This is a genomic window from Acidovorax sp. ST3, from assembly GCF_003231145.1.
GTDB lineage: Bacteria > Pseudomonadota > Gammaproteobacteria > Burkholderiales > Burkholderiaceae_C > Acidovorax.
The window spans coordinates 80,916-101,756 of sequence record NZ_QKVP01000001.1; the positions used below are offsets into that span (position 1 = coordinate 80,916).

Sequence of the window (20,841 nt, forward strand, 5' to 3'; positions counted from 1 at the left end):
TTCAAACGCTCATCTGTCTGCTCGACTCACTGTGGTTAGAGGCAGAGTGGTCTAGCGTGACACTTGAACCCGACTCCGACAATGACAAGGTGGACATCCAATGGAGGTACGCCAACGGCACCAGCTGCGCCCAACAAGTCAAGTCATCGAAGAACCAGATCAGCAAGGGCGAGGTAGTCGCTTGGTGCAAAGAACTCAAGGAGTCCAAGGCAGCGGACAGATACCAGCTTCTACTGGCCGGGCCAATCGCTGCCGCCGTATTGCACGATGCGCCCTTCGATGGTGTGGATGTGCCCACGCCTACATCGATGGACACCCTTGCGTTGCTGGACCAGGCAATCACCAAGGTTGACCGATACCTGTCATCAAAGCGCATTGAACCGCTTCCGCTTTCGCTGCGCGAGTCTCTTGTATACGAACTCGTCGCAAGGATGTTGCAGTCAGCAATTCATGGCCAGCCCATGGGCCGCGACGTGTTCGACGGATGGCTCCTTACTGCCATCACGGCCGCCTATCCTCATGCAGTCAGCCAGCGTCTATCCGCGAACTGCGCGGTGTTGTGGAGCGTCGTCGACCTTGCCGGCCCGGCGCTGGTCGCAGATCGAGCGTTTGAAATCGTCTTGCCACTGACAGTGATCAATGGAGGTGCTTCTACTGCAGTTGCGGAGTTTTTTCTGCTCCGCATCTGGACACCGACCAGAGAAATGCGCTACAGGCCGGCCCTGGTTTTGCCAGAATTGCCTGGAGAGACGCATGCAATGAGGCGTCGTCTGGGGCGCCCTTTTGGGGACTTCGCAATTGCCCCTCACTCATCGGTACAACAGTACGTTCTCTTTGTGCCAGTCAAACTGCCCGGATACGAGGCCGGCGAATGGCCAACGGGGGAGTACGAAGTTGAACTGTTCGTCAAGTACGCTTCGCAGCCATCAGTTTGCTCTGTCAAACGAGCCACCATCGCGATCCAAAGGGACGACTTCTCTGTCTTGGAGAACAACGAAACTCGCTCCATCTCTGTGTCAAATGTAGAGAAGTACCTGCACTCGTTGTGAGCTCGGAGCCGATCTGGCCCTGGAGCTACTTGTGGCAGACCGCACAAGAGCCATTCCCCTCGTCGACGCCGTAGATGTCGTCGATATCGTCCGGGCTGGCCTTCACAGGCCGCAGTGGATTGATGGGGATGGCTTTGAGCATGCGAGTGCGGCGGATGCCGTATTCGGCTTGGATCTCGGCGACGCGTTCAGGCTGCTCCATGTCGGAGAGCGATTCGCCCTTGGACCAAGTGAAGGGAGAACCGTGCTCCAACGCATCCTTCTCCAAAGCCTTAGCGGCCTCGTAAGCCTCGGGGTGCTTCTCGCGCAGGCGCACCCACTCGATCTTTTGCTGGAAGAAGCAGAAGGTGCAGCCGCTGCGCGATCTCCACTCGTAATACTTGGGGTAGCCGACGCCGGAATTCTCCAAGATGTCGATGACGCCGGCCTTGTCGATGCCGGCCTCGCGGAAGGGAAGCTTCACGAACAGGTTGTCGGCCTTGGCTGCGTAGCCTTCGCGATAGTCCTCATCTGCGCGGATGGCGACATAGGATGTGACTTTGTCGCCGGCCGCGAGCATAGGCCGGACCCATTCTTCAAACGGCGCGAGCTTCAACTTCCGCGTGCACCAGCGCGAGTTCGGGTTGGGCAGGAAGTGGTTGTATTGGCGCAGCCAGAACTTGAAGTCGCGATTGGGGTTCAGCCGCAAGATCGGCTTGTGCAGCTTGCCTTCGAGCTTGGCCAGAAATTCGTACACCTCGGGGAGCTCTTCGCCGGTGTCGGTGTAGAAGTATTCGATGTCGAGCTCAGGGTGCTTGGTAGCCATGTAGACGGCCAGCGCGGCGCTGTCCTTGCCGCCCGAAATCCCCAGAACGTGGCGTTCAGCCATTGGCTGTCTCCTTGTCGATGGACGCCAGCTTCATCCCAGCCTTGGCCAGGATCGCCAGCAATACTTCGGTCCCCAAGCCCTGGCCTTCCAGCATCGAGGCGAGCTCGTCGGCCTTGGCCTCTACCGTCTTGCGATGGCGATCAGGGATCGCGAACGAGCGCGAGATGGTCTTGGTATCTGAGCCCGCGCCGATGACCACCGCGATCGCTTCGCTGAGCGCCGCGCGGCCTTGCACGCCCGCGAAGGCCTCGGACTCGCGGAAGCGCCGGGCGAACTTCGCCAGCTCTAGGACTGCGGCGTCGATGTGCCGGTCCACCCAGTCGCGTGGAGGCTTCTCGGCCGCCATGCTCAGGATGCCTTCCAGGGCCGCGCGCGAGCCGTCGTAGTTGGCTAGGCGCGTCGCGAAGCCATCGATCTGGTAATCGCCCGAAATGCCGGAGACAGAGTTCGCCCGATCGCGCAGGGATTGCAGGTCATCGCGGCTGGCGTCGAGCGCGGCGAGCATCTTGGCTTCGATTTCCGAGAGCATCTTGCCGTAAGCGCCAGCGAGCTCCTGCAGAGGCGCGCGAAGCGCCTTGACGTAAGCCTCGCCGTCGGCGGCCTCGAGCAGCGATGCGAGGTCGACGAACAGCACCTTGTGCGGATCGCTGGCCTTCAAGAGCATGTCTCGCATTTCCCGGGCGGTCCTGCCCAGGCGCGAGGTGCGGCGAGCCCATTCGGGCAGGTTGAAGACCATGGCCACCAAGCCGCGGGCGGCTTCGAGCGGGTCGGCCGCGCCGGCCTTCTCGCCAATCTCAGCCAAGAGCTTCGAAATGCCGTCAAGGATGCGGTTCTTGTCCTCGTCAATGGCCACCCAACGCAGCGAGAAGCGATCGGGATCCTGCAAGCACTCGTCGATGTCGAAGTCGGTGAGCCGAGGCACGAACATCCCGTCCTTATAGACAGCGACGTTGGCCTTGTGAGCCAGCAAGAAGGCTGTGAGGATCACCGGCTGGATGCCCAGCTTCATTCCGAAGGGCGGCGCGCTCCAAAGCTCATAGATCTCATGAGCTCCCACCTTGGCATCGGCATCGGAGAAGAGGCCGCGCGTGGCGTCCCACAGATTCTTGAAGCCGGCGGCGAACTGATCGTCCGGCGGCATGCAGCGCCATGCACCGGACGCGTCTTGGCGGTGAAGCCCCGTGCTTCTGAGCAGGGTCTCGTATAGGCCGCGCTCGGCCGGGAAGCCCTCGAAGCCCAAGGCCTCTTGGCCTTCGGCGTTGATCATCGCGTGCAGCAGGTCGCGGCGAGCCTTGACGCTGTTGCTCGAGACGCTGTCGCGGTTGACCAGCTCGCTCCACACCGGGGGCGAGTCGGAGAACATACCTTCGGCCAGGCTCGAGGCCACCGGAGAAAGCTTTGAGCCAGGCTCGACGATCTGCTCGCTTCCGTCATGCCACTTCGCCAGCGACACGGCCGCTTGCAGTTGGTCCTCCAGATCCGCGCGGGTGGCCGCCAGGCGAGCGTAGACCTCGCGGCGGGCCACGGCGTCGCCCGAGAGCTCGTGGCGATCCTTGACCTGCTCGAGGGCCACCAACTCGGCGGAGAGCTCCGCGATGCGGGCGTGGTTCTCGGGGATGCCGATCATCACCGGCCATGGGCGAAGCTTCGCGCAGGCCTGCGCGCGCTTCCTCGCGTCTCTGGGCTTCATGCCCTTGCTGGGCAGCGCGAGGATGAATGCGCCAAATTCGCCCTTTTTGGGGCGGTAGTCCGCCGCCATCTTCTCGGCCTGCTCGATGCTGCACAGCGAGAGCTCCATCCAGCGCATGGAGCCGGTCTCGTGGTAGTGCCGCTTGGCCACCACCGGATGCATGCCCATGAGTTGGGCCAAGCGACCGTAGTCGATGCCAGGCGATGCGGCCAAGGTCTGCGCGATGGCGGAGTCGATGTCGAAGTCGCTGCCTTCGAATACCGACCATGCGCCGGTGTAGCTCTTGTAGAGGGCGACTTTGAGATCAGAGAGCCTTTTGAGGGCCTCGTCGAGCTGCTCGCGACTCTGGTCGTAGAAGAGGGCGCCGATCACCGCGGCGTCGGCCGCAAGTCCCGAGCCGTTGCGGAACATGTCGATGACCGCGATGTTCTTGATCAGCGAGACGAGCAGGACGTCGCCGGTCTTCGCTTCGGCGCGTTCCACCGCTTCCACCGCCTGCGACCAGCGGTGCCCATCGGGAGAGGCCAAGATCGCGGGCTCGAGGTTCGAGCGCAGGTAGTCCCAGTAGTCGCTCGGGCGATACCAGCTCGCGTTCTCGCGCAGCGTCAAGTTCAAATACGAGCGGAAGCCATGCGGCTCCACCGACGACAAGAAGCCGAAGGTGCTGCGCTCGTTTTGTCCGAATTGCCGCTTGGAGATCGGACCCAGCAGGGCGGCCATGGCCGGGTGCAGCGGCCAGCAGGCCTCCAACGCGGCGGCGAAGTTTTGACCCACCGCGGGGCGGCGCGAGCGGATGGCTTCGGCGATGGTCTCGGAGGCGTCGCGCATCCATGGAGGCGTGACCTTCGCTTCGATCGCGCGGCCGATGAGCTCGACCACCTCGTCGCTCGCGGCCACGAAGGGCAAGTCGACGTAGCGGCCTTGGACCTTGGCCCAATCGTCGCGGGTGTCGATGCCCAGGCGAGCCGAATACTGCGCGAAGGACTGATGCAGTACGCCGACGACCACTAGGCGGCCTTCGGAGCGGGCCGCAGCCTCAGCGAGCTCTTGAAAGAAATAGACATCGTCCCCGGAGCCGAGCGCGGAGGCCTCCAAAAACTTGCCCATCTCGTCGATGAACACAAGCGCGCCATCGCGCGGGCGGCTTTTGGCCTCTTCAAGCAGATCGGCGATGAGCGATTGCGAGGTGGGCTTGCTGCGGCCGTCGACCGTCTTGCCCTGCGCCTTGCGCAGGGCGGCATGTAGCTCGGCCACGACGCTGCCGCGCCGGCCCACGGCCGGGACGATCAACCATCCTTTTTGGACCGGGAATGCCTTGTCGAAGTAAGGCTTGGAGTCCAGATGGAGGGCTTGGCGAGCCTTCGCCCGCAGAGCCTTGTCGGGGTGCAGCGCGCTCGCTAGCGCCACCGCCAGCGAACTCTTGCCCCCGCCAAATGGGCCCGTCCAGGTGAAGCAGCGTTGATTGGTGTCCGCGATTTGCCTGCACATTCCCTCGACCACGGAGGCCGCGGTCGCATGGCAGATGTAGCCGGAGAGGGCGTCGGCCCGGCCGATGTCCGCGTCGACGCGGATGGAGCGCTGGTATTGGCGTGAAATCTGGACGATGTCAGACAGAGCCGCTTGCTTCTTTTCAGTCATAGGCCCGCCTGATCATGTTCTTGATGTCTTCCCGGGTCATGTGCTTGCGGTGGACTTGGCGCAGTCCCGCGGAATCGGTCCATTCAAGCCTACGCCCCGTGAAGTCGGAGAGGGCGATGAGCCGCTGCGCGATCGACTCCTCGTCGAGTTTGAAGACCCGGCCCGGAGAGCCTTCGGCGTATGCGACTGTCTCGAAGGCCAGCGAGCTTTGGCCTTCGGCCTTGCGGTCCCAGAAGTCGACCAAGGCATACGCGAAGACGCCGTCGTGCAGCGAAGCCTTGGGGCCTCGACGGAAGGCGTATTGGCCCTTGTGGGCCTCCTGCAGCAGACCCAATTCACCCAGTAGTGGCTCGGCGAAGTCCTCGGGCGAGCCGCCGGCCGCGCGAGGCGCGTAGCTTCGAAGGCAAGTCTCCAAATCGCGCGAGATCGTCGAGGCCGAAAGCCGATGCTTGGGGTCGAGCTCGCGGGCGTAGCGCGCGAGCGGCTCTTCGAGCTCTTGGCGCGTGAAGGTCGGGGCCGTCACATGATTGAATAGCCAATGCCAAGTGGTCGAGCGGAAGCATCGGCCCGCGAGTTGCCAGTGGGCTAGCCAAGCCGTAGACGGACTCTCAGCGTAGGGATCGAGGCCGCCGTCTTGAAGGATCTCGATGGCGAGGTTGCCTATGCGGAACCCATCGTCGCTCTCACGCATTACGCCGCATGCCAAGGCCCAATGTCGGATGGACGCGACCATATTCTTGCCGACCCCGAAGGAGGCGATCGCGTTCTCATCAGAGAACGTAGATTTGCGGATGAGGCCTCTTTCGATTGATTCGTCAAAGGCCTTTTTGAGCCACATTTGACGGAGGGGGAATGTTTCATGCCCGGAAAAGTGGGCCGGAATCCCTCCGCTAAGTTTTGATGTGGTCTTCATGGGGTAGATTTTAGCGCCAAGCTTTGTGAACTGGTGAGTTCCACCAGTTCGACCTTATCTATGATACTGGAAAAAACAACAGTATTCTAGCCTGATGGGGCTTGCCGCTCGGTAGCTAGGCGAATCGCCCACATCTGTTTGTGCCTCCTTCGTGTAGGTTTTTCGTTGATGCATGCGTCGATGTCTTCGCTCTGTTGCGCTTCAGTGGTTGGGATTGCCGAACTTCTCTGGCACCCTGAGGGGTATGCGGTTGGCTCAGCCTGATTTGAAAGAGTGCGACTTATGGGGCAGTTCGCTGATCAAGTGTATGGATCAGGCATGGCTTGGGCCCAATCGAGTGAGAGCATCCGTAACGTTGCATCAACGCTCAAGCGCATTGGGCAAGCCAAAAAGTAGTTGAATTTCAGATATTTGACTAATATCTGTTTTTGAGATATTTTGCGTTTATCTCAATTTCAGGTATCTGCCATGGCGACGACATCACATCCGCTGATCACTGCCGGCCAACTTGGATCAATGCTGCAGGCTGCGCGTAAGGCGCAGGGGTTGACCCAGTCGGCGTTGGCCAGCCGTATCGGCCTGAGTCAGTCACGGATCTCTCATTTGGAACTCAACGCCCACGAATTGAGCGTGGAGCAACTCCTTGCATGGTGTGCCGCCCTGGGACTGGAACTGGCCGTTGGGACCCGGGGTAGCGCTGCGGTATCGGCGGCGCCGACCACGGATTGGTGACATGGGGCGCCGATCACATAGTCGCAGCCTGTCTATCTGGACCAACGGTGTCCGCGTGGGCCGGTGGACGATTCCCGCTCGCGGCGAGGTGGAACTGCAGTACGACCCGGACTGGATGGGGGCTGATATCGGCCGGCCGCTGTCCCTGTCCCTGCCGTTCAATCTGCAGAATCTGCCGGCCAGGGGCGAAAAGGTTTCCAACTACTTCGACAACCTGCTTCCGGACAGTGACGCGATCCGTCGCCGCGTGGCCGAGCGATTCCGTACGGGCTCGACCGAACCGTTCGATTTGCTGAAGGCCATCGGGCGCGATTGCGTGGGTGCCGTCCAGATCCTGGATGAAGATGAGGTGCCCACCGGTTTCGATCGAATCGAGGGCGAGCCCCTGCCGGAGGAGGCTATCGAGCGGCACCTGATCGAAACCGTTTCTCCGCAGGCCTTCGCTGCGGGCCGAGACCCGGATGCCGATTTTCGCATCTCGCTGGCCGGTGCGCAGGAGAAGACGGCCTTCCTGTGGTGGGGCGGGCAATGGCTCGTGCCGCACGGTGCTACGCCGACGAGCCACATCTTCAAGCTCCCGCTCGGCCTGATGGGTGGGCGGCAGGCGGATTTCAGCACGTCCGTCGACAACGAATGGCTGTGCTTGCGGCTGCTGAAGGCCTATGGCTTGACGGTGGCCGATGCCCGCATAGCGACCTTTGGCCGGCAGCGCGTGTTGGTAGTGGAGCGATTCGATAGGCGCATCGCATCCAATGGGCAGTGGCTCATGCGTTTGCCGCAGGAAGATTTTTGCCAGGTCGAGGGCTGCTCGCCATTGCGCAAATATGAGAACGACGGCGGTCCTGGGCTCAAGGCGTTGTTTGGCACACTGCGGCAATCGGTGAATGCCGAAGCCGACATGAAAACGCTGTTGGCGGCTCAAGTGCTGTTCTGGTTGCTGCGGGCACCCGATGGCCATGCCAAGAACTTCAGTATCCAGCTTCTGCCACGCGGGCGTTTCCAGTTGACCCCGCTGTACGACGTCATGTCGGTCTATCCGGTGTTGGGCAACGCTCCGAACCAGTGGTCGCCACATGAGATCAAGTTGGCGATGGCCTTGCTCGGCAAGAACCGGCACTACGAGATGCAAGGTATCCAGCGAAGGCACTTCAATAGCACCGTGCAGAAGGTCGGCTATGCCTCGACCGCCGAGCCGATCATCGAAGAAATCCTTGCCCGGACTCCAGCGGCCATCGCCGAAGTGCAAGCCGAATTGCCACAGGACTTCTCACCGCGTGTTCTTGACGCCATCCTGGGCGGGCTTGAAAAGGCGGCCCGAACACTCGGTGGGATGCCGCCGTGAGCGGTAGAAGAGGAGGGCCGAGCGCGCTTGGATGTAGTGTCTCGATAGGTCGTGCATCCGAATGGGTGTTGGAGCTGGGGTTGCCCCACTTCGGGATCACGGAGAAATCCCACTGGATGAGCAGCCATGGGAGTATTTGCCCTGGTGCGCTGGGCTGCGCCTGCATGGATGGAATGGGCCGGATGTCCCTGGCACTCTACGGAATCGGCGACAGGTGTCGCAGATCGGAAAGGGAGCCATATGAGACCAGCCGCACAGAATCGCAAGGAGCGTGGCAACCAACGGGAAGCTGTCGATAGAGAAATCACTGACCGTGCTGCCCAGTTGATGAGGCAGGCGTTGTCGCTGCTGGAGAGTGGTGAGTCGATACGAACGCTGCCTTTGGAAGATGGAGGCGACGAAGACCGCCTGTTGCGGTTGCCAGAGGTGCTGCGCTTGACGGGGATGTGCCGCTCGGCCCTTTACGACCAAATGGCGCGGGGGCAGTTTCCGGGTTCTATCAAGATCGGGCAGCGTGCGACCTCATGGTCAGCCAAGGCAGTACGCAACTGGATAGCGCAGCGTGTGGATGGTCTGTAGCCGATGGGGCAATGTAGCCCTTGTTAATGATGTAGCGGCAGCGTCTTGGGCTGCCCAAATTGATCGGTCATGGGCCCGTCTCCATCCACAGTTTTTCACGCGGCAGCTTATGGTGATCACGGTGGGGGAACAAACGGGGGAACAATTCAGAAAATGAAAATGCGAAATCCAGCTTTCATGCGGGTTAACAGCTTTCATTCAATTGACGCCAGCTCCACCAAATACAAACCCCCAACCGGTTACGGTTGGTGTGGCGTTAAGCATAAAGTGGCCACTTGGACACTTTATTGTTGATTTCCACGCAGAAGTGACCCACTAACCCCCGGGATTTCCATCCAAACCTGACCCACGTACTAACCCTAACCTGCTGCTTTGCTGAGCAGCAGGAGACCAGGAGTGATAGACGTGGCAACACTGAGTGTCATCAGGCGCTGGGTCCTGCGAGAGCAGCTGTCCATCCGGGAGATCGCCCGCCGCACGGGCCTCTCGCGCAACACCATCCGCAAGTACCTGCGCGTAGGCGAGGCCGAGCCGCACTATGCCAAGCGGGTCAGTCCATCCAAGCTCGATCCCTTCGCCTTGAAGCTCGCCGGCTGGCTCAAGACGGAAGCTGGCCGATCCCGCAAGCAGCGGCGCACCATCAAGCAGATGTACGTGGATCTGCAGGCGCTCGGTTATGGCGGCTCCTACAACCGTGTGGCGGCCTTTGCGCGCCTCTGGCACGAGCAGCGCCTTGTGGCACAGCAGACCACTGGCCGTGGCACCTTCGTTCCCCTGACCTTCGGTCCGGGTGAGGCCTTCCAGTTCGACTGGAGCGAGGACTGGGCTGTTCTCGCTGGCGTGCGCACCAAGCTGCAGGTAGCCCACTTCAAGCTCAGCCACAGCCGAGCGTTCTACCTGCGCGCCTACCCCCTGCAGACGCACGAGATGCTGTTCGATGCCCACAACCATGCATTCGTAGTCCTGGGTGGCGTGCCCCGCCGTGGCATCTACGACAACATGCGCACCGCTGTAGACCGGGTGCGCCGTGGCAAGGAGCGCGACGTCAATGCGCGCTTTGCGGCCATGGTCAGCCACTTCCTGTTCGAGGCCGAGTTCTGCAATCCCGCGTCGGGCTGGGAGAAGGGCCAGGTGGAGAAGAACGTGCGCGATGCCCGCCATCGCCTGTGGCAGGTGGTGCCGCCATTCCAAAGCCTGCCCGATCTCAATGCCTGGCTTGAAGAGCGCTGCGTGGCGCTGTGGCACGAGATCGAGCACGGCAAGCTGCCGGGCACCGTCGCGGATGTCTGGGCTCAAGAGAAGGCAACCTTGATGCCGATGCCCCGGCCCTTCGATGGCTTTGTGGAGCACACCAAGCGCGTCTCACCCACCTGCCTGGTCCACTTCGAGCGCAATCGCTACAGCGTGCCGGCGCCGTATGCCAATCGGCCGGTGAGCCTGCGGGTCTACGCCGATCGCCTGGTGGTCGCCGCCGAAGGCCAGATCGTGTGCGAGCATCAGCGCCTGATCGAGCGTAACCACCACGGTACGGGTCAGACCGTGTACGACTGGCGCCACTACTTGGCGGTGCTGCAGCGCAAACCAGGAGCTTTGCGCAACGGCGCCCCATTCCTGGAGCTACCAGCGGCCTTCAAGCGACTGCAGGCCACCTTGCTCAAGCAACCCGGCGGCGACCGGGAGATGGTGGAGGTACTGGCACTGGTGCTGCACCACGATGAACAAGCTGTGCTCGCTGCAGTGGAGTTGGCACTGGAGTCAGGGGCTGCCAGCAAGACCCACATCCTGAACGTGCTCCACCGCCTGCTGGACGGTAAGCCCGCTCCAGCACCGGTCACATCGCCGCAGGCCCTCAAGCTGGAGGTGGAACCCCAAGCCAATGTGCTTCGCTATGACCAATTGAGGGGTGTGCGCTATGCGTCATGACCCTGCCATCGCTTCCATCGTGATCATGCTACGCGAGCTCAAGATGCACGGCATGGCCCAGGCGGTTGCGGAACTGGCTGAGCAAGGTGCGCCGGCCTTCGACGCAGCGCAGCCCATCCTGTCCCAACTGCTCAAGGCCGAGACCGCCGAGCGGGAGGTGCGCTCGGTGGCCTACCAATTGAAGGTGGCCAGGTTCCCGGCGTACCGGGACCTGGCTGGGTTTGACTTCGGCCACAGTGAGGTGAACGAGGCACTGGTACGCCAGCTGCACCGCTGCGAATTCTTGGAGAACGCCAACAACGTGGTGTTGGTGGGTGGCCCGGGTACGGGCAAGACCCACATCGCCACAGCCCTCGGGGTGCAAGCCATTGAGCACCATCACCGCAGGGTGCGGTTCTTCTCCACGGTGGAGCTGGTCAATGCACTGGAAGAGGAGAAGGCCAACGGCAAGCCCGGACAGTTGGCCCACCGGTTGGCCTATGCCGATCTGGTGATCCTGGATGAACTGGGCTACCTGCCATTCAGCACGTCAGGAGGAGCCTTGCTGTTCCACCTGCTGTCCAAGCTGTACGAGCGCACCAGCGTTGTGATCACCACCAACCTGAGCTTCAGCGAATGGGCCAGTGTGTTCGGGAATGCCAAGATGACCACGGCACTGCTGGACCGACTCACGCATCACTGCCATATTCTGGAAACGGGTAACGACAGCTACAGGTTCAAGAACAGCTCCGCACAGCAACCACCACAGACCACCAAGAAGGAGAAGGCGACCAAGAACTTATCCACAACGTGAGCGTGAAGCTCACGAACCAGGGTGGGTCAAGATTCGATGGAAATGGTGGGTCAGCTTTGCGTGGAAATCAACACCGTGGGTGCCAAAAGCAGTTCTCGTGATGGAGCACACCATCAAGGTCGAGATACAGCACATCGCCCCCTGTGCCTTTCATCTCATCACCTGTACCGATGGAACAAAGGCCCAGCACGGTCCTGCAGGTGTTGCGGCACCAAGGGCAGCTTTCAGCTCGATGTTCGAATTGCATTCGTTCATGAAAGCAATTCGACTACGAAAGATTGTTTGTGTCTACGGATGCTGTTAGTTCATATTCTGTAGCTACGAGCCTCTACGGCGGAGGACGCAGTGTGAGGCGGTCGCCTACCTATCGCTCTTGGGGCCCCGCCAACTCAAAAGATGCGCGAGCGCGTCAGGCTCGCCCACTAGCGCTCGTGCTTTCTCCCGGCGCTCCCGGAGTTCTCTGGCCTCATGCGTCATCAGCTGCTCTAGCTGTTGCTCGACTGCTTGAAAGTACGCGTGGATGCTGCGGGTCTGCTCCCAAGCTGCAATTGCCGGCTATTCGGAATAACGTGTGGAAACGCACTGGATGAATAAACAGGGGGCGTGGACTGAAGCGTGTCGCGCGCAGCCCCCGACATCGCCGAACTTCCTCGCAGCTATGCGCTGAAGGTCGCGCCGTGTCTGAATGCGAGTAAACGCCAAGCACTTCAGTCCATGCGGCGCTCGTAAAAACGCTCCTAGCTGCAATAATGCTCGCCTTATCAAGCATGAAGGCGGATTTTTTTGCCCTCATGCTATAATGCTCGATAAATCGCGCATTTCTTTCTTAATCCTCGATTTAAAGAGTATGAAAGTCTCCCAAGCTTCACTTCTGACGTCGGCGCAGCAGGCGCAAAGCACCCGCCTGGGCGAGTTGCTGGCGCGGCTGCGGGTTGCCCGCAAGGTCAAGCAGGCGGACGCGGCACTTCGAGCCGGCTTGTCTCGCAATACGGCCTATCGCCTGGAAAAGGGCGACCCGGGCATTGCCGTGGGCCAGGTGCTTCGGTACTTGGAGGCCATTGCGCCTGACAGCACCCTGCTGGACCTTCTGGCAGAGCGCCAGCCTGAGCTCCTAGCACTGGCCGCAAGGGAAAAGACCCAACGCGTACGGGACCTCAGCTCTGCAGAGCTCAAAGAACTGGATTTCTGAACAAAGGACCGCCATGGCCGCGTCGGAGCAAAAACTGATGGTGTTCGCCGCCCTGGGACCCGGCTGGACGCCCTGCGGGCAGCTGACGCTGACCGAGGAGGGTCCGAACGTCCTGGCGTCCAGCTTCGCTTACGGGCTGAAATACGTTCGTCGAGCTGACGCCCTGGAAGTCGACCCAGTCAGCCTGGGGCTTAAGAGCCGCGAAGAGGTTCGAGGCAAGCGACTGCTGCCAGCCAACAACCTCACCCTGTTCGGCGGCATCCGTGATGCAGCCCCTGATTCCTGGGGACGTCGGGTCATCGAGGCCAAGCTGATGGTGCCCGCCAACAGCTTGCCCGAGTCTCAGTACCTGCTGCATGCCGGCAGTGACCGGGTGGGCGCCCTGGATGTGCGACAGAGCATCAACGATGGACCTGCCCGAGGCGGCAACGGCCCGCATGCGCTAGAGCACCTGATGGAGGCGGCCGACCGTATCGAGGAAGGCCTGCCAGTGCCCTCACACCTGCAAGCCATCTTTCTGGACGGTACCGCCTTGGGCGGCGCACGACCCAAGGCTTCCGTTCGAGACGAGGCGGGCGTTCTATGGCTTGCCAAGTTCAGCAGCAAGCTGGACAGCTTCGATGTCCCCGGTATCGAGGTGGCAGCGCTGCAGCTGGCGGCAACGGCAGGAATGCGGGTCCCCGAAGTACAGGTCCGACAACTGGGCAACCGCAAGGTCATGCTCATTCGGCGCTTTGACCGGTACTGGGCCCTGCCAGCAGTCACCCCAGAGGGGGAGCTGATGCACACGCAGCCTGGCCAGGGCCGAGAAGAACTTCGGCTGGGCTTCGTCAGCGGGCTGACCCTGCTCGGCTGTGACGAGACCGAGTCGCGCACCAAGTCGTACATGGACCTGGCCGGCGCCATCCGCGCGCATTGCCATCCGAGCCACATCCGGGCCGACAACGCCGAGCTGTTCAAGCGCATGGTGTACAACATCCTGGTCAGCAACGACGACGACCATCTGCGAAACCACGGATTCGTCTGGGAGCCCGCAATCAATGGGTGGCGACTAAGCCCCCTGTACGACGTACTGCCCAAGGCCTCCCATGCCTTTGAGCGGTATCTGCATCTGGGCGTGGGTCCCCAAGGACGATTGGCGACGCTGGACAACGCCTTGGGCGCCCATGAGATGTTCACGCTGTCCAAGGCGACCGCATGCGAGCTGATTTCGCAGGTTTGGCTTGCCGTTCGACAGTGGAAGGGCTACTTCGAGGCGTCGGGGGTGTCCGGCGCTGAAATCGAGAAGATTGCGCCAGCGTTTCGCCACCTGGACACGGTGTCCACGGCGCAGCTTCGCAAACTGCTTCCCTGAAGCGTCGCGCTGTAGGCAATAGCGAGGCGCTTGCCCCGCAGCCGACCCTTCGCCGCGAGCTGCTGTGGCCCAACGCCATGCACGCGTGGCTGCTCACATATCCGCAGCAGTGCGAGCTGCTACAAAGCGCGCCGCTGGGAGCACGCGAGCGGGCTTAAGACTCCTTCGAGGAGCGGCTTCGCCGCGCCATGGAAAACGCCCCGCACCGCGGGGCGTGAAAGAAGGAGTCTTGGGTCTTCTCCACGGGCTAAGTGCGGTGAGCTCGTCCGGGTCTCCCGGACGACTTTCCACGCATTAATCCGAATACCCCAATTGCCGAAAGCAGGTCGTTCCGAGAATCCTGTCGAGCCTTGTCTTGACGAGCCGTTTCTGCTTTCTCTCTTGCGCGGCGCCACTCTTCATCGCGTTTGCGTTCCTCCTCCGCCGCTCGTAACCGACGCACCGATGTGCGCAAGCTGTTGGAGCATTGCTGACGTAATTCGAGTCAGAGCGCTAGCGTCCAAGTCGGCGGATACACCTCCAAAAGTTCCGCTGTTTCGCACGAGAATTGGTGACACAAGGGAGATATCCATGGCTATTGGCACCGTTTTTGTCTACGACCACTCCCAGGTGGTATCTATCCCCGAAGAGGTGAGTTTTCCAGAGCATGTCCACGTCGTTGACGTACGCGCTAATGGTGACGAGCTCGTCATCGCTCCCGTACGAACTTCTTGGCATGATTTTTTCCTCGCCAGTTCACGCGTCAGTGGAGACTTTCTACCCGAGCGAGCGTCTCAGCACCAACCCGAGCGCACACCACCGCAGACAAGTGAAGAACCGTAGTGAGCGAAGAGAGATGAGCCGAAGCGGTGTCTAGGCAAGAAACCTCGTGCACGTACACCGGGGTAGGCTGAAGGAGAAACTTCTGCAGTTGGATTGCAGCCACTAAGCAGGTGGGCTAAAACAAGAACCCATCACTTGCTCTGAAAAGCTGGGCAGGACGCTGCGCTCCTCGCTCGTACTCATCGAGCTCGACCAGGTCTGATGAGCTTTTGAGCTGGCGGCGGAAAGAACTCTTGTCCAACTCGCGCCCGAGGATTGCCTCGATAGTTCGCTGTAGCTGGGTCAGCGTGAACTTTTCAGGCAGCAAATGCAATGGCAGCGTGCCAGCATCGACCTTGGCACGTATCTTCGCTACGGCTGCGGTCAAGTGCTGGGCATGGTCAAAAGCGAGTTGGTGACCGGGCAGGGAGGCGTCAACCCATTCCAGGGCCTCGACCTTGTTGCGCACGAGCGCATTGACCTGGTCGCGGGGCAGCAGCGAATAAAACAGCACAGATAACGACCACCCGCGAGGGTCTCGGTCAGGTCCGCTGAAGGTGCAGACCTCTTCGACCAGAGGCAACTCAACGCTGACCTTGTGCGCCAGTACACGGCGAGCCGCAGCTTCCAGCGAGTCGTCCAAGTGGGGTTTCAGGATGCCGCCTGGCAGTGCCCACTGCTTTGCCGCTGGCTCTTCCGCGCGCTTGACCAGCAGCACTTGGAGCCGACTTTGGTCGACACTGAAGAGTGCGATGTCGACGCCGACAAGAGGAAAAAGCTCACGGGTTGCATTCATAGTTGCAATTTGCCACTAACATCACTAGAATAGTGTCATTATGCAACTAAGGGGTCCCCATGGAATACGACATTGTTGGTGACGTTCATGGTCAGGCTGACAAGTTGGAGGCTCTGCTGCTTGCGATGGGCTACCGTCAGCATGCGGGTGCCTACCGGCATCCGACCCGAAAGGCCATCTTTGTGGGCGACTTCATCGATAGAGGTCCCAGGCAAGTAGACACCTATCGGCTCGCGCGAAACATGGTTGAGGCAGACAGTGCTCTGGCCATCTTGGGCAATCACGAGTTCAACGCGATTGCGTGGCACCTGCCAGACCCTGATTGGGTCGACTCGGGCCATTTTCTGCGGCCACGTCACGGTGAACTGGGCGTCAAAAACCGTCACCAGCATAGCGCCTTCCTGGGCGAGGTCGAGGGAACACCGTTGCACGCGGAAATCATCGACTGGTTTCTCACACTCCCGCTGTGGTTGGACTTGCCTGGGCTTCGGGTCGTGCATGCATGTTGGCACGACGGCTACATGGCGGAGCTGGCTCCGTTACTTGGCGAGGGGCGGACACTGACGGCTGAGCTCATGGTTCGTGCCAGTCGCAGTGATGACCCAGTCTTTCGGGCAGTCGAAGGGCTTACCAAGGGCCTGGAGGTTGCGTTGCCACCTGGTCACTCGTTTAGGGACAAGGACGGTCATGAGCGGCGAAATGTCCGTATCCGGTGGTGGGACGCACACGCGTCCAGCTACCGTGACCTCGCATTGATGCCTGATGAGGAGAGGGCGCAGTTGCCCGACATTCACGTGCACGGCATCAAGCCCACGTACGACCAGCGCAAGCCCGTTTTCTTCGGCCACTACTGGATGCAGGGGGCGCCCGTCTTGCAGGCCGAGCAAATGGCATGCGTGGACTACAGCGCCGGAAAGGGCGGTCCGCTGGTGGCGTATCGCTGGAGCGGTGAGGAGCGCCTGTCATCGAAGAATTTCGTCACTAGCCCACCGAAGAACTAGCGCATCCGGGCAGATTGACAGAGGCCATTCTTGACGACTCAACTCACGATACTGGAGAGACGATGACGGAAAAAGCGGAACCAACAAAGATGCAGGTCGCGGCCGGAAGGGCTATCAAGACCGCAAAGACTGCCACGACCCTTGCCAAGGCGCACCTGGCACGTGAATCCAACAAGCACGGTGGGCGTTGGCACTGGGTGGATTTTCCTGGACCCAACGGTCGGGAGTCCGCAGGCATCGTTGACATCCTGGCCATTCGAAAACGGTGGGAATTGTCGGCTGGCCCTGAGTTTGAAAAGCTCAAGCACCTGGACCTTTTCGACATCATGCTGATACAGGTGAAGGGGGGGAGTGCGCCGATTCCGACCGCAGAGGACATCGCTCGCATGGAGGTGGTGGCGGACCACTACAAGGCATGCAATGTGTTGCTGTACCAGTGGAATGAAAAGGACAAGCGTGCAACCGGCTTCAGGGTGCTCAATCGGGACACCCACCAGTTCGGCGACTTGGTGACGGACGGCAGTAAGGTCTTTGGGAAAGTCCTGGGGGGATGAGTGTGTCTGCTGGAAGTGCCTATCTGTTGAAGGGCGTGTCCAGGTTTGATGCAAGGGGTTTGCAGAGGTGCGCGGTGCCCGGCGTCAGCGTCCGAAGCACAACTACCGCTGTGGCCGATTTTTGGAAGCATAGGGACGGCACCCTCAAGTTACGAATTGTCTGGATGGGCTACGACTGGAGTTTTGAAGCTCGGCTTGCCTCTGGGGCACCCATTCCAGATGACAACGCGTCCATGGATTACTTCGCTTGGTTTGTTTCCGAAGAACTGCATCGGTGGATGACAGAAGACGCTGCAGACCTTCCTCCTTTTGACGACAACTGACTGGGGCAGCTGGCCTTCGTTGGCTTGTAGCAGCGCCGAACATTCGGGGAGTGCGTCCATGAGAGTTCAAGTCCAGCGATGAGACAAGCGTTTACCAGTGGTCTGCTTCAACAGGCGCGATGCCCTGAGCGTAGAGAGCTACCTGTTGAAGGCGAAGGAATTCACCCGTGAAGCCATTGAACTTACGAGTGAGGACAGGAAGAAGCTCGAATACACCTTGCGGGTTTTCCGGGGCCTTGCCGCGGCAACCGCTGCTCAGCAAGCTTAAGAACGTCCATCAAACACGAAGCCTGAGGCGAAGGAGAAAAAAACAGATGGATATCAAAAACCTCGCACAAGGTTGTCTGGTCGGCGCCTTCGTCGGTGATTCAGCAGGAGCGCGCCTGGAGTTTCTCGGGCACCGGCCTGACGATACCGAGCTGGACGATGCTCTTGCCATGAAAGGCGGAGGCGTCTTTCGCGTAGCGCCCGGCCAAGTCACGGACGATGGCGAGTTGACATTGGCGCTCGCACGGGCATTGGTGGGAGAAAAAACCTATCCCCGTGAGAAGGTTGCAACCAACTATCGAGCTTGGGTAGCCAGTCCCCCTTTCGATATTGGGAACGCGACGTCCAGCGCTTTGGGGGGCAAAGTGAGAGCCGATGTGTCCATTGCCGATGCAGTGTCTGCAAACGCGGCAAAACACAATCTCGCATCAAAAGCTAACGGGGCACTGATGCGTGTCAGCCCCTTGGGCATCTGGTCGGTGAGATGCACCTTGGAAGAAGCCGTTGCAGCCGCTAGGGCTGACGCTGCCTTGACCCACCCGAACCTGGCTTGTCAATGGACGAATGCTGCTTACGTCGTAGCCATTCGGCATCTACTGCTGAATGCCGGTGACGTTCGGGGGGCGTTTCTCCAAGCGCAGGGGGCACTTGATGGGGGCACGGATGAGGGTGCGGACGAAGTTCGCTCATGGCTTGACGATGCGGAACAAGGCGTTCTCCCTGCGCGCCGCCTCATGGCCGGCTTTGTGCGGATTGCGTTCACGCACGCCTTTTACCATCTACTGCGCGAGACAACTTTTGTAGTCGCGCTGCGGCAGGTATTGGCGGGTGGTGGAGATACAGACACGAACGCTTGCATCGTTGGAGGGTTGGTAGGGGCACGTGTGGGACTCGCTGGGATTCCGGAGTCGATGAGCCGCGCGGTGCTTACCTGCGACACTGCCAAAGGGCGGCCCAGGCCGCCGTGGTTGCGGACAAAAGACGCTGTTAGCTTGGCAACCGAATTGATTGCCTGATGGTTCAATGCGATTAAGAGCGCGGTTTTGGACGGACGTTCTTAATCTCTGGATGGCTACCACCAAGTGTCTCCACCAATGGGGCATCGCCTACTGGGCTGCTGCCGGTTTCATCTTCCACCTTAACAAGGTGTCGTTGAAACCGGCAGCAGCCCATATCGCCTTACCCACGACGTGCTCAAAACGATTTCGACCTGCGGATAAGGAGCAAGCAGCGTAGATAAAAGCTCAGCTTGCTGGAACAGCGTGTATTCAGGCGGCGCATCGAGATACGCTCCACGCCGTGGGTGCCAAAGCAGTTCTCGTGATGGAGCACACCATCAAGGTCGAGATACAGCACATCGCCCGCAGTGCCTTTCATCTCATCCCCTGCATCGAGGGAACAAAGGCCCGGCACGGTCCTGCGAGTGTTACGACACCAAGGGCAGCTTTCAGCTCGATGTTCGAATTGCATCCGTTCATGAATGTAATTCGACTACGAAAGATTGTTTGTGTCTGCGGATGATGTTAGTTCATGTTCCGTAGCTACGAGTCTCTACGGCGGAGGATGCAGTGTGAGGAGGTCGCCTGCCTATCGCTCCTGAGGAGCCCGCCAACTCAAAAGATGCGCGAGTGCGTCAGGCTCGCCCACCAGCGCTCGTGCTTTCTCCAGGCGCTCCCGGAGTTCGCTGGCCTCATGCGTTACCAGCTGCTCTAGCTGCTGCTCGACTGCTTGAAAGTACGCGTGGATGCTGCGGGTCTGCTCCCAAGCCGCGATAGCCGAAAGCAGGTCGTTCCGAGCATCCTGTCGAGCCTTGTCTTGGCGAGCCTTTTCTGCTTTCTCTCTTGCGCGCAGCCACTCTTCATCGCGTTTGCGTTCCTCCTCCGCCGCTCGTACCTCTGCCTCAGCTCCCTTGCGCTCAAGGTCCGGCACTGCAGCTTCTAGCGCTTTGACGATGCTGGGTACCATGGCGGCAAACTGTCCAGCCTTGCTTTCCCGCCAGACTTGGACCCATGGCACCCTCCAGTTTGCGGAGTAAGCCTGGAGCGCAAGCCTGCCTGATGCGATGTCGTCGTGTGTACGCCAGTAGTGAGGCTCTTTGTAGCGGCGCAGTTGCTCAGTCGTTAGGTCTCTGACGGGGACGTACTTGCCGCTGCCAACGCGCATCATTTCGACGTTTTCCGTCATCTCGAACAAAGTGAGGCCGAGTTCCAATCTACCAATTCGGACGATGGTCACGCGGTCGGGAGACCAGACTTGCCGGTAGTACCTGTTTTTGATGGGTACCTCGCGCACGTCGACTTCGGCGCGACGGGCGTGTGCATTTGATGCGCCCAGAGAAACCCGATGTTTCTTGCCCTCCAGCGCATTGAATAGGGCGTTCGCCGCATTCAATGCTTCATCCAAATTCTTTTCGGACACCACGATGTCTACAAGACACCTTTTATATGGGCGCAGAAGTTCGTTGTCCGTTGCACGGGTCTTGAGGAAGAGTGGCCGTGCGCCGACCAGTAGGTCGTGTCGTTGGTCAACCGGAGTCGTGGTGCTGGGCTGTGTGGCAGATTTTTTTCGCCTCTGGACGGCTGTTCGTTGGGCCGTTCCGATAGCTGCACCAGGCTTCCACTCAGTGATGTCGCTGAGCTGGGGCGCTGGAAGTGGAGGACGCGCCGGATTCTTGCCAAATTCCAGCTTCGCCCAATAGCCTCGTTCGGGGCGCGGCACTCGCAGTTCAGTGCAGACGCGTGCCAAATAGCTCGAAGAGACCCCAAAGCCCTGTGCGACTTTGAGCATCGGCTCCCGCCATACCAGTTCGTAGAGCTGCTCTCGCGTGACGGATTCCGGCGTTGTCATAACTACTCCTGTGTCTGAAGTTAGGGGATGTTGCCTCGGCGGTTTGCATGCACGCGAACCTGCTTCGACGTGGTCCTCGTTAGCTGTAGTCGATTTTTTGCGGGTGAAATCTTTGCTAGGCATCTCCAGTGTTGAACGAAAGGGCTGCCAACTCAGCCCCTGCGTTCAATTCGAAAGCCCTC

General features: G+C 60.3%; 18 protein-coding genes. 13 read left to right on the forward strand and 5 right to left on the reverse strand.

Annotated elements, in window-relative coordinates; all coding sequences use genetic code 11:
* Positions 1-56: 56 nt before the first annotated feature.
* Positions 57-1,049 carry a hypothetical protein gene (locus tag DNK89_RS00360; protein ID WP_153064226.1) on the forward strand — a complete coding sequence of 331 codons (993 nt, stop codon included), beginning with the start codon at positions 57-59 and terminating at the stop codon, positions 1,047-1,049.
* 25 nt (positions 1,050-1,074) lie between these two features.
* Here the strand turns inward: DNK89_RS00360 and DNK89_RS00365 are convergent, their stop codons facing one another.
* Genes DNK89_RS00365 through DNK89_RS00375 form a run of 3 tightly spaced genes read right to left on the reverse strand, consistent with a single transcriptional unit; the run spans position 1,075 to position 6,158 of the window.
* The gene (locus tag DNK89_RS00365; protein WP_110958457.1) at positions 1,075-1,917 is read right to left on the reverse strand and encodes a phosphoadenosine phosphosulfate reductase family protein; all 843 of its coding nucleotides are present in this window, start codon (positions 1,915-1,917) and stop codon (positions 1,075-1,077) included.
* Positions 1,910-5,245 carry an ATP-binding protein gene (locus DNK89_RS00370; RefSeq protein WP_110958458.1) on the reverse strand — a complete coding sequence of 1,112 codons (3,336 nt, stop codon included), beginning with the start codon at positions 5,243-5,245 and terminating at the stop codon, positions 1,910-1,912. The genes DNK89_RS00365 and DNK89_RS00370 overlap by 8 nt, the downstream gene beginning before the upstream one ends.
* Positions 5,238-6,158, reverse strand: coding sequence for a DUF4007 family protein (locus DNK89_RS00375; RefSeq protein WP_110958459.1), 921 nt, complete (start codon positions 6,156-6,158; stop codon positions 5,238-5,240). Before DNK89_RS00375 ends, DNK89_RS00370 begins: the two co-directional genes overlap by 8 nt.
* A 468-nt stretch (positions 6,159-6,626) precedes the next feature.
* Between DNK89_RS00375 and DNK89_RS00380 the strand changes: the two genes are divergently transcribed.
* From DNK89_RS00380 to vapB, 8 genes are all read left to right on the forward strand, one after another.
* On the forward strand, positions 6,627-6,890 hold the full coding sequence (locus tag DNK89_RS00380; protein ID WP_110958460.1) for a helix-turn-helix domain-containing protein: 264 nt from the start codon (positions 6,627-6,629) through the stop codon (positions 6,888-6,890).
* 1 nt (position 6,891) lies between these two features.
* Entirely contained in the window at positions 6,892-8,232 is a 1,341-nt protein-coding gene (locus DNK89_RS00385) for a type II toxin-antitoxin system HipA family toxin (RefSeq protein WP_110958461.1), read from the forward strand.
* A 240-nt stretch (positions 8,233-8,472) separates the two neighbouring features.
* Positions 8,473-8,811 carry an AlpA family transcriptional regulator gene (locus DNK89_RS00390; RefSeq protein ID WP_203422168.1) on the forward strand — a complete coding sequence of 113 codons (339 nt, stop codon included), beginning with the start codon at positions 8,473-8,475 and terminating at the stop codon, positions 8,809-8,811.
* A gap of 396 nt (positions 8,812-9,207) precedes the next feature.
* Positions 9,208-10,734, forward strand: coding sequence for an IS21 family transposase (istA, locus tag DNK89_RS00395; protein WP_110958462.1), 1,527 nt, complete (start codon positions 9,208-9,210; stop codon positions 10,732-10,734).
* Positions 10,724-11,527 (forward strand): IS21-like element ISThsp10 family helper ATPase IstB, encoded by an 804-nt coding sequence (gene istB, locus DNK89_RS00400; protein ID WP_110958463.1) that lies wholly within the window; start codon positions 10,724-10,726, stop codon positions 11,525-11,527. Before istA ends, istB begins: the two co-directional genes overlap by 11 nt.
* Before the next feature lie 799 nt (positions 11,528-12,326).
* Positions 12,327-12,716 (forward strand): helix-turn-helix transcriptional regulator, encoded by a 390-nt coding sequence (locus DNK89_RS00410; protein ID WP_238990646.1) that lies wholly within the window; start codon positions 12,327-12,329, stop codon positions 12,714-12,716.
* Between the two features lie 13 nt (positions 12,717-12,729).
* A complete protein-coding gene (locus DNK89_RS00415; RefSeq protein WP_110958465.1) occupies positions 12,730-14,070 on the forward strand; it encodes a type II toxin-antitoxin system HipA family toxin in 1,341 nt (446 codons plus the stop codon).
* 570 nt (positions 14,071-14,640) lie between these two features.
* The gene (gene vapB / locus DNK89_RS00420; RefSeq protein ID WP_110958466.1) at positions 14,641-14,892 is read left to right on the forward strand and encodes a type II toxin-antitoxin system VapB family antitoxin; all 252 of its coding nucleotides are present in this window, start codon (positions 14,641-14,643) and stop codon (positions 14,890-14,892) included.
* A 115-nt stretch (positions 14,893-15,007) separates the two neighbouring features.
* On the opposite strand, the gene DNK89_RS00425 is transcribed toward vapB, so the two are convergent.
* Complete coding sequence (locus DNK89_RS00425) at positions 15,008-15,667, reverse strand: NUDIX domain-containing protein (protein WP_110958467.1); 660 nt, start codon at positions 15,665-15,667, stop codon at positions 15,008-15,010.
* A 59-nt stretch (positions 15,668-15,726) separates the two neighbouring features.
* On the opposite strand from DNK89_RS00425, the gene DNK89_RS00430 reads away from it, so the two are divergent.
* The 4 genes from DNK89_RS00430 (at position 15,727) to DNK89_RS00440 (ending at position 18,828) form a co-directional block, all read left to right on the forward strand.
* Positions 15,727-16,668 (forward strand): metallophosphoesterase, encoded by a 942-nt coding sequence (locus DNK89_RS00430; protein WP_110958468.1) that lies wholly within the window; start codon positions 15,727-15,729, stop codon positions 16,666-16,668.
* A gap of 62 nt (positions 16,669-16,730) precedes the next feature.
* Positions 16,731-17,222 carry a hypothetical protein gene (locus tag DNK89_RS00435; protein ID WP_110958469.1) on the forward strand — a complete coding sequence of 164 codons (492 nt, stop codon included), beginning with the start codon at positions 16,731-16,733 and terminating at the stop codon, positions 17,220-17,222.
* Positions 17,223-17,332: 110 nt separating this feature from the next.
* A complete protein-coding gene (locus DNK89_RS24125) occupies positions 17,333-17,545 on the forward strand; it encodes a hypothetical protein (protein ID WP_153064227.1) in 213 nt (70 codons plus the stop codon).
* A gap of 314 nt (positions 17,546-17,859) precedes the next feature.
* Positions 17,860-18,828, forward strand: coding sequence for an ADP-ribosylglycohydrolase family protein (locus DNK89_RS00440; RefSeq protein ID WP_110958470.1), 969 nt, complete (start codon positions 17,860-17,862; stop codon positions 18,826-18,828).
* 571 nt (positions 18,829-19,399) lie between these two features.
* Here the strand turns inward: DNK89_RS00440 and DNK89_RS24130 are convergent.
* A complete protein-coding gene (locus DNK89_RS24130) occupies positions 19,400-20,659 on the reverse strand; it encodes a hypothetical protein (protein ID WP_153064228.1) in 1,260 nt (419 codons plus the stop codon).
* Positions 20,660-20,841 lie beyond the last annotated feature (182 nt).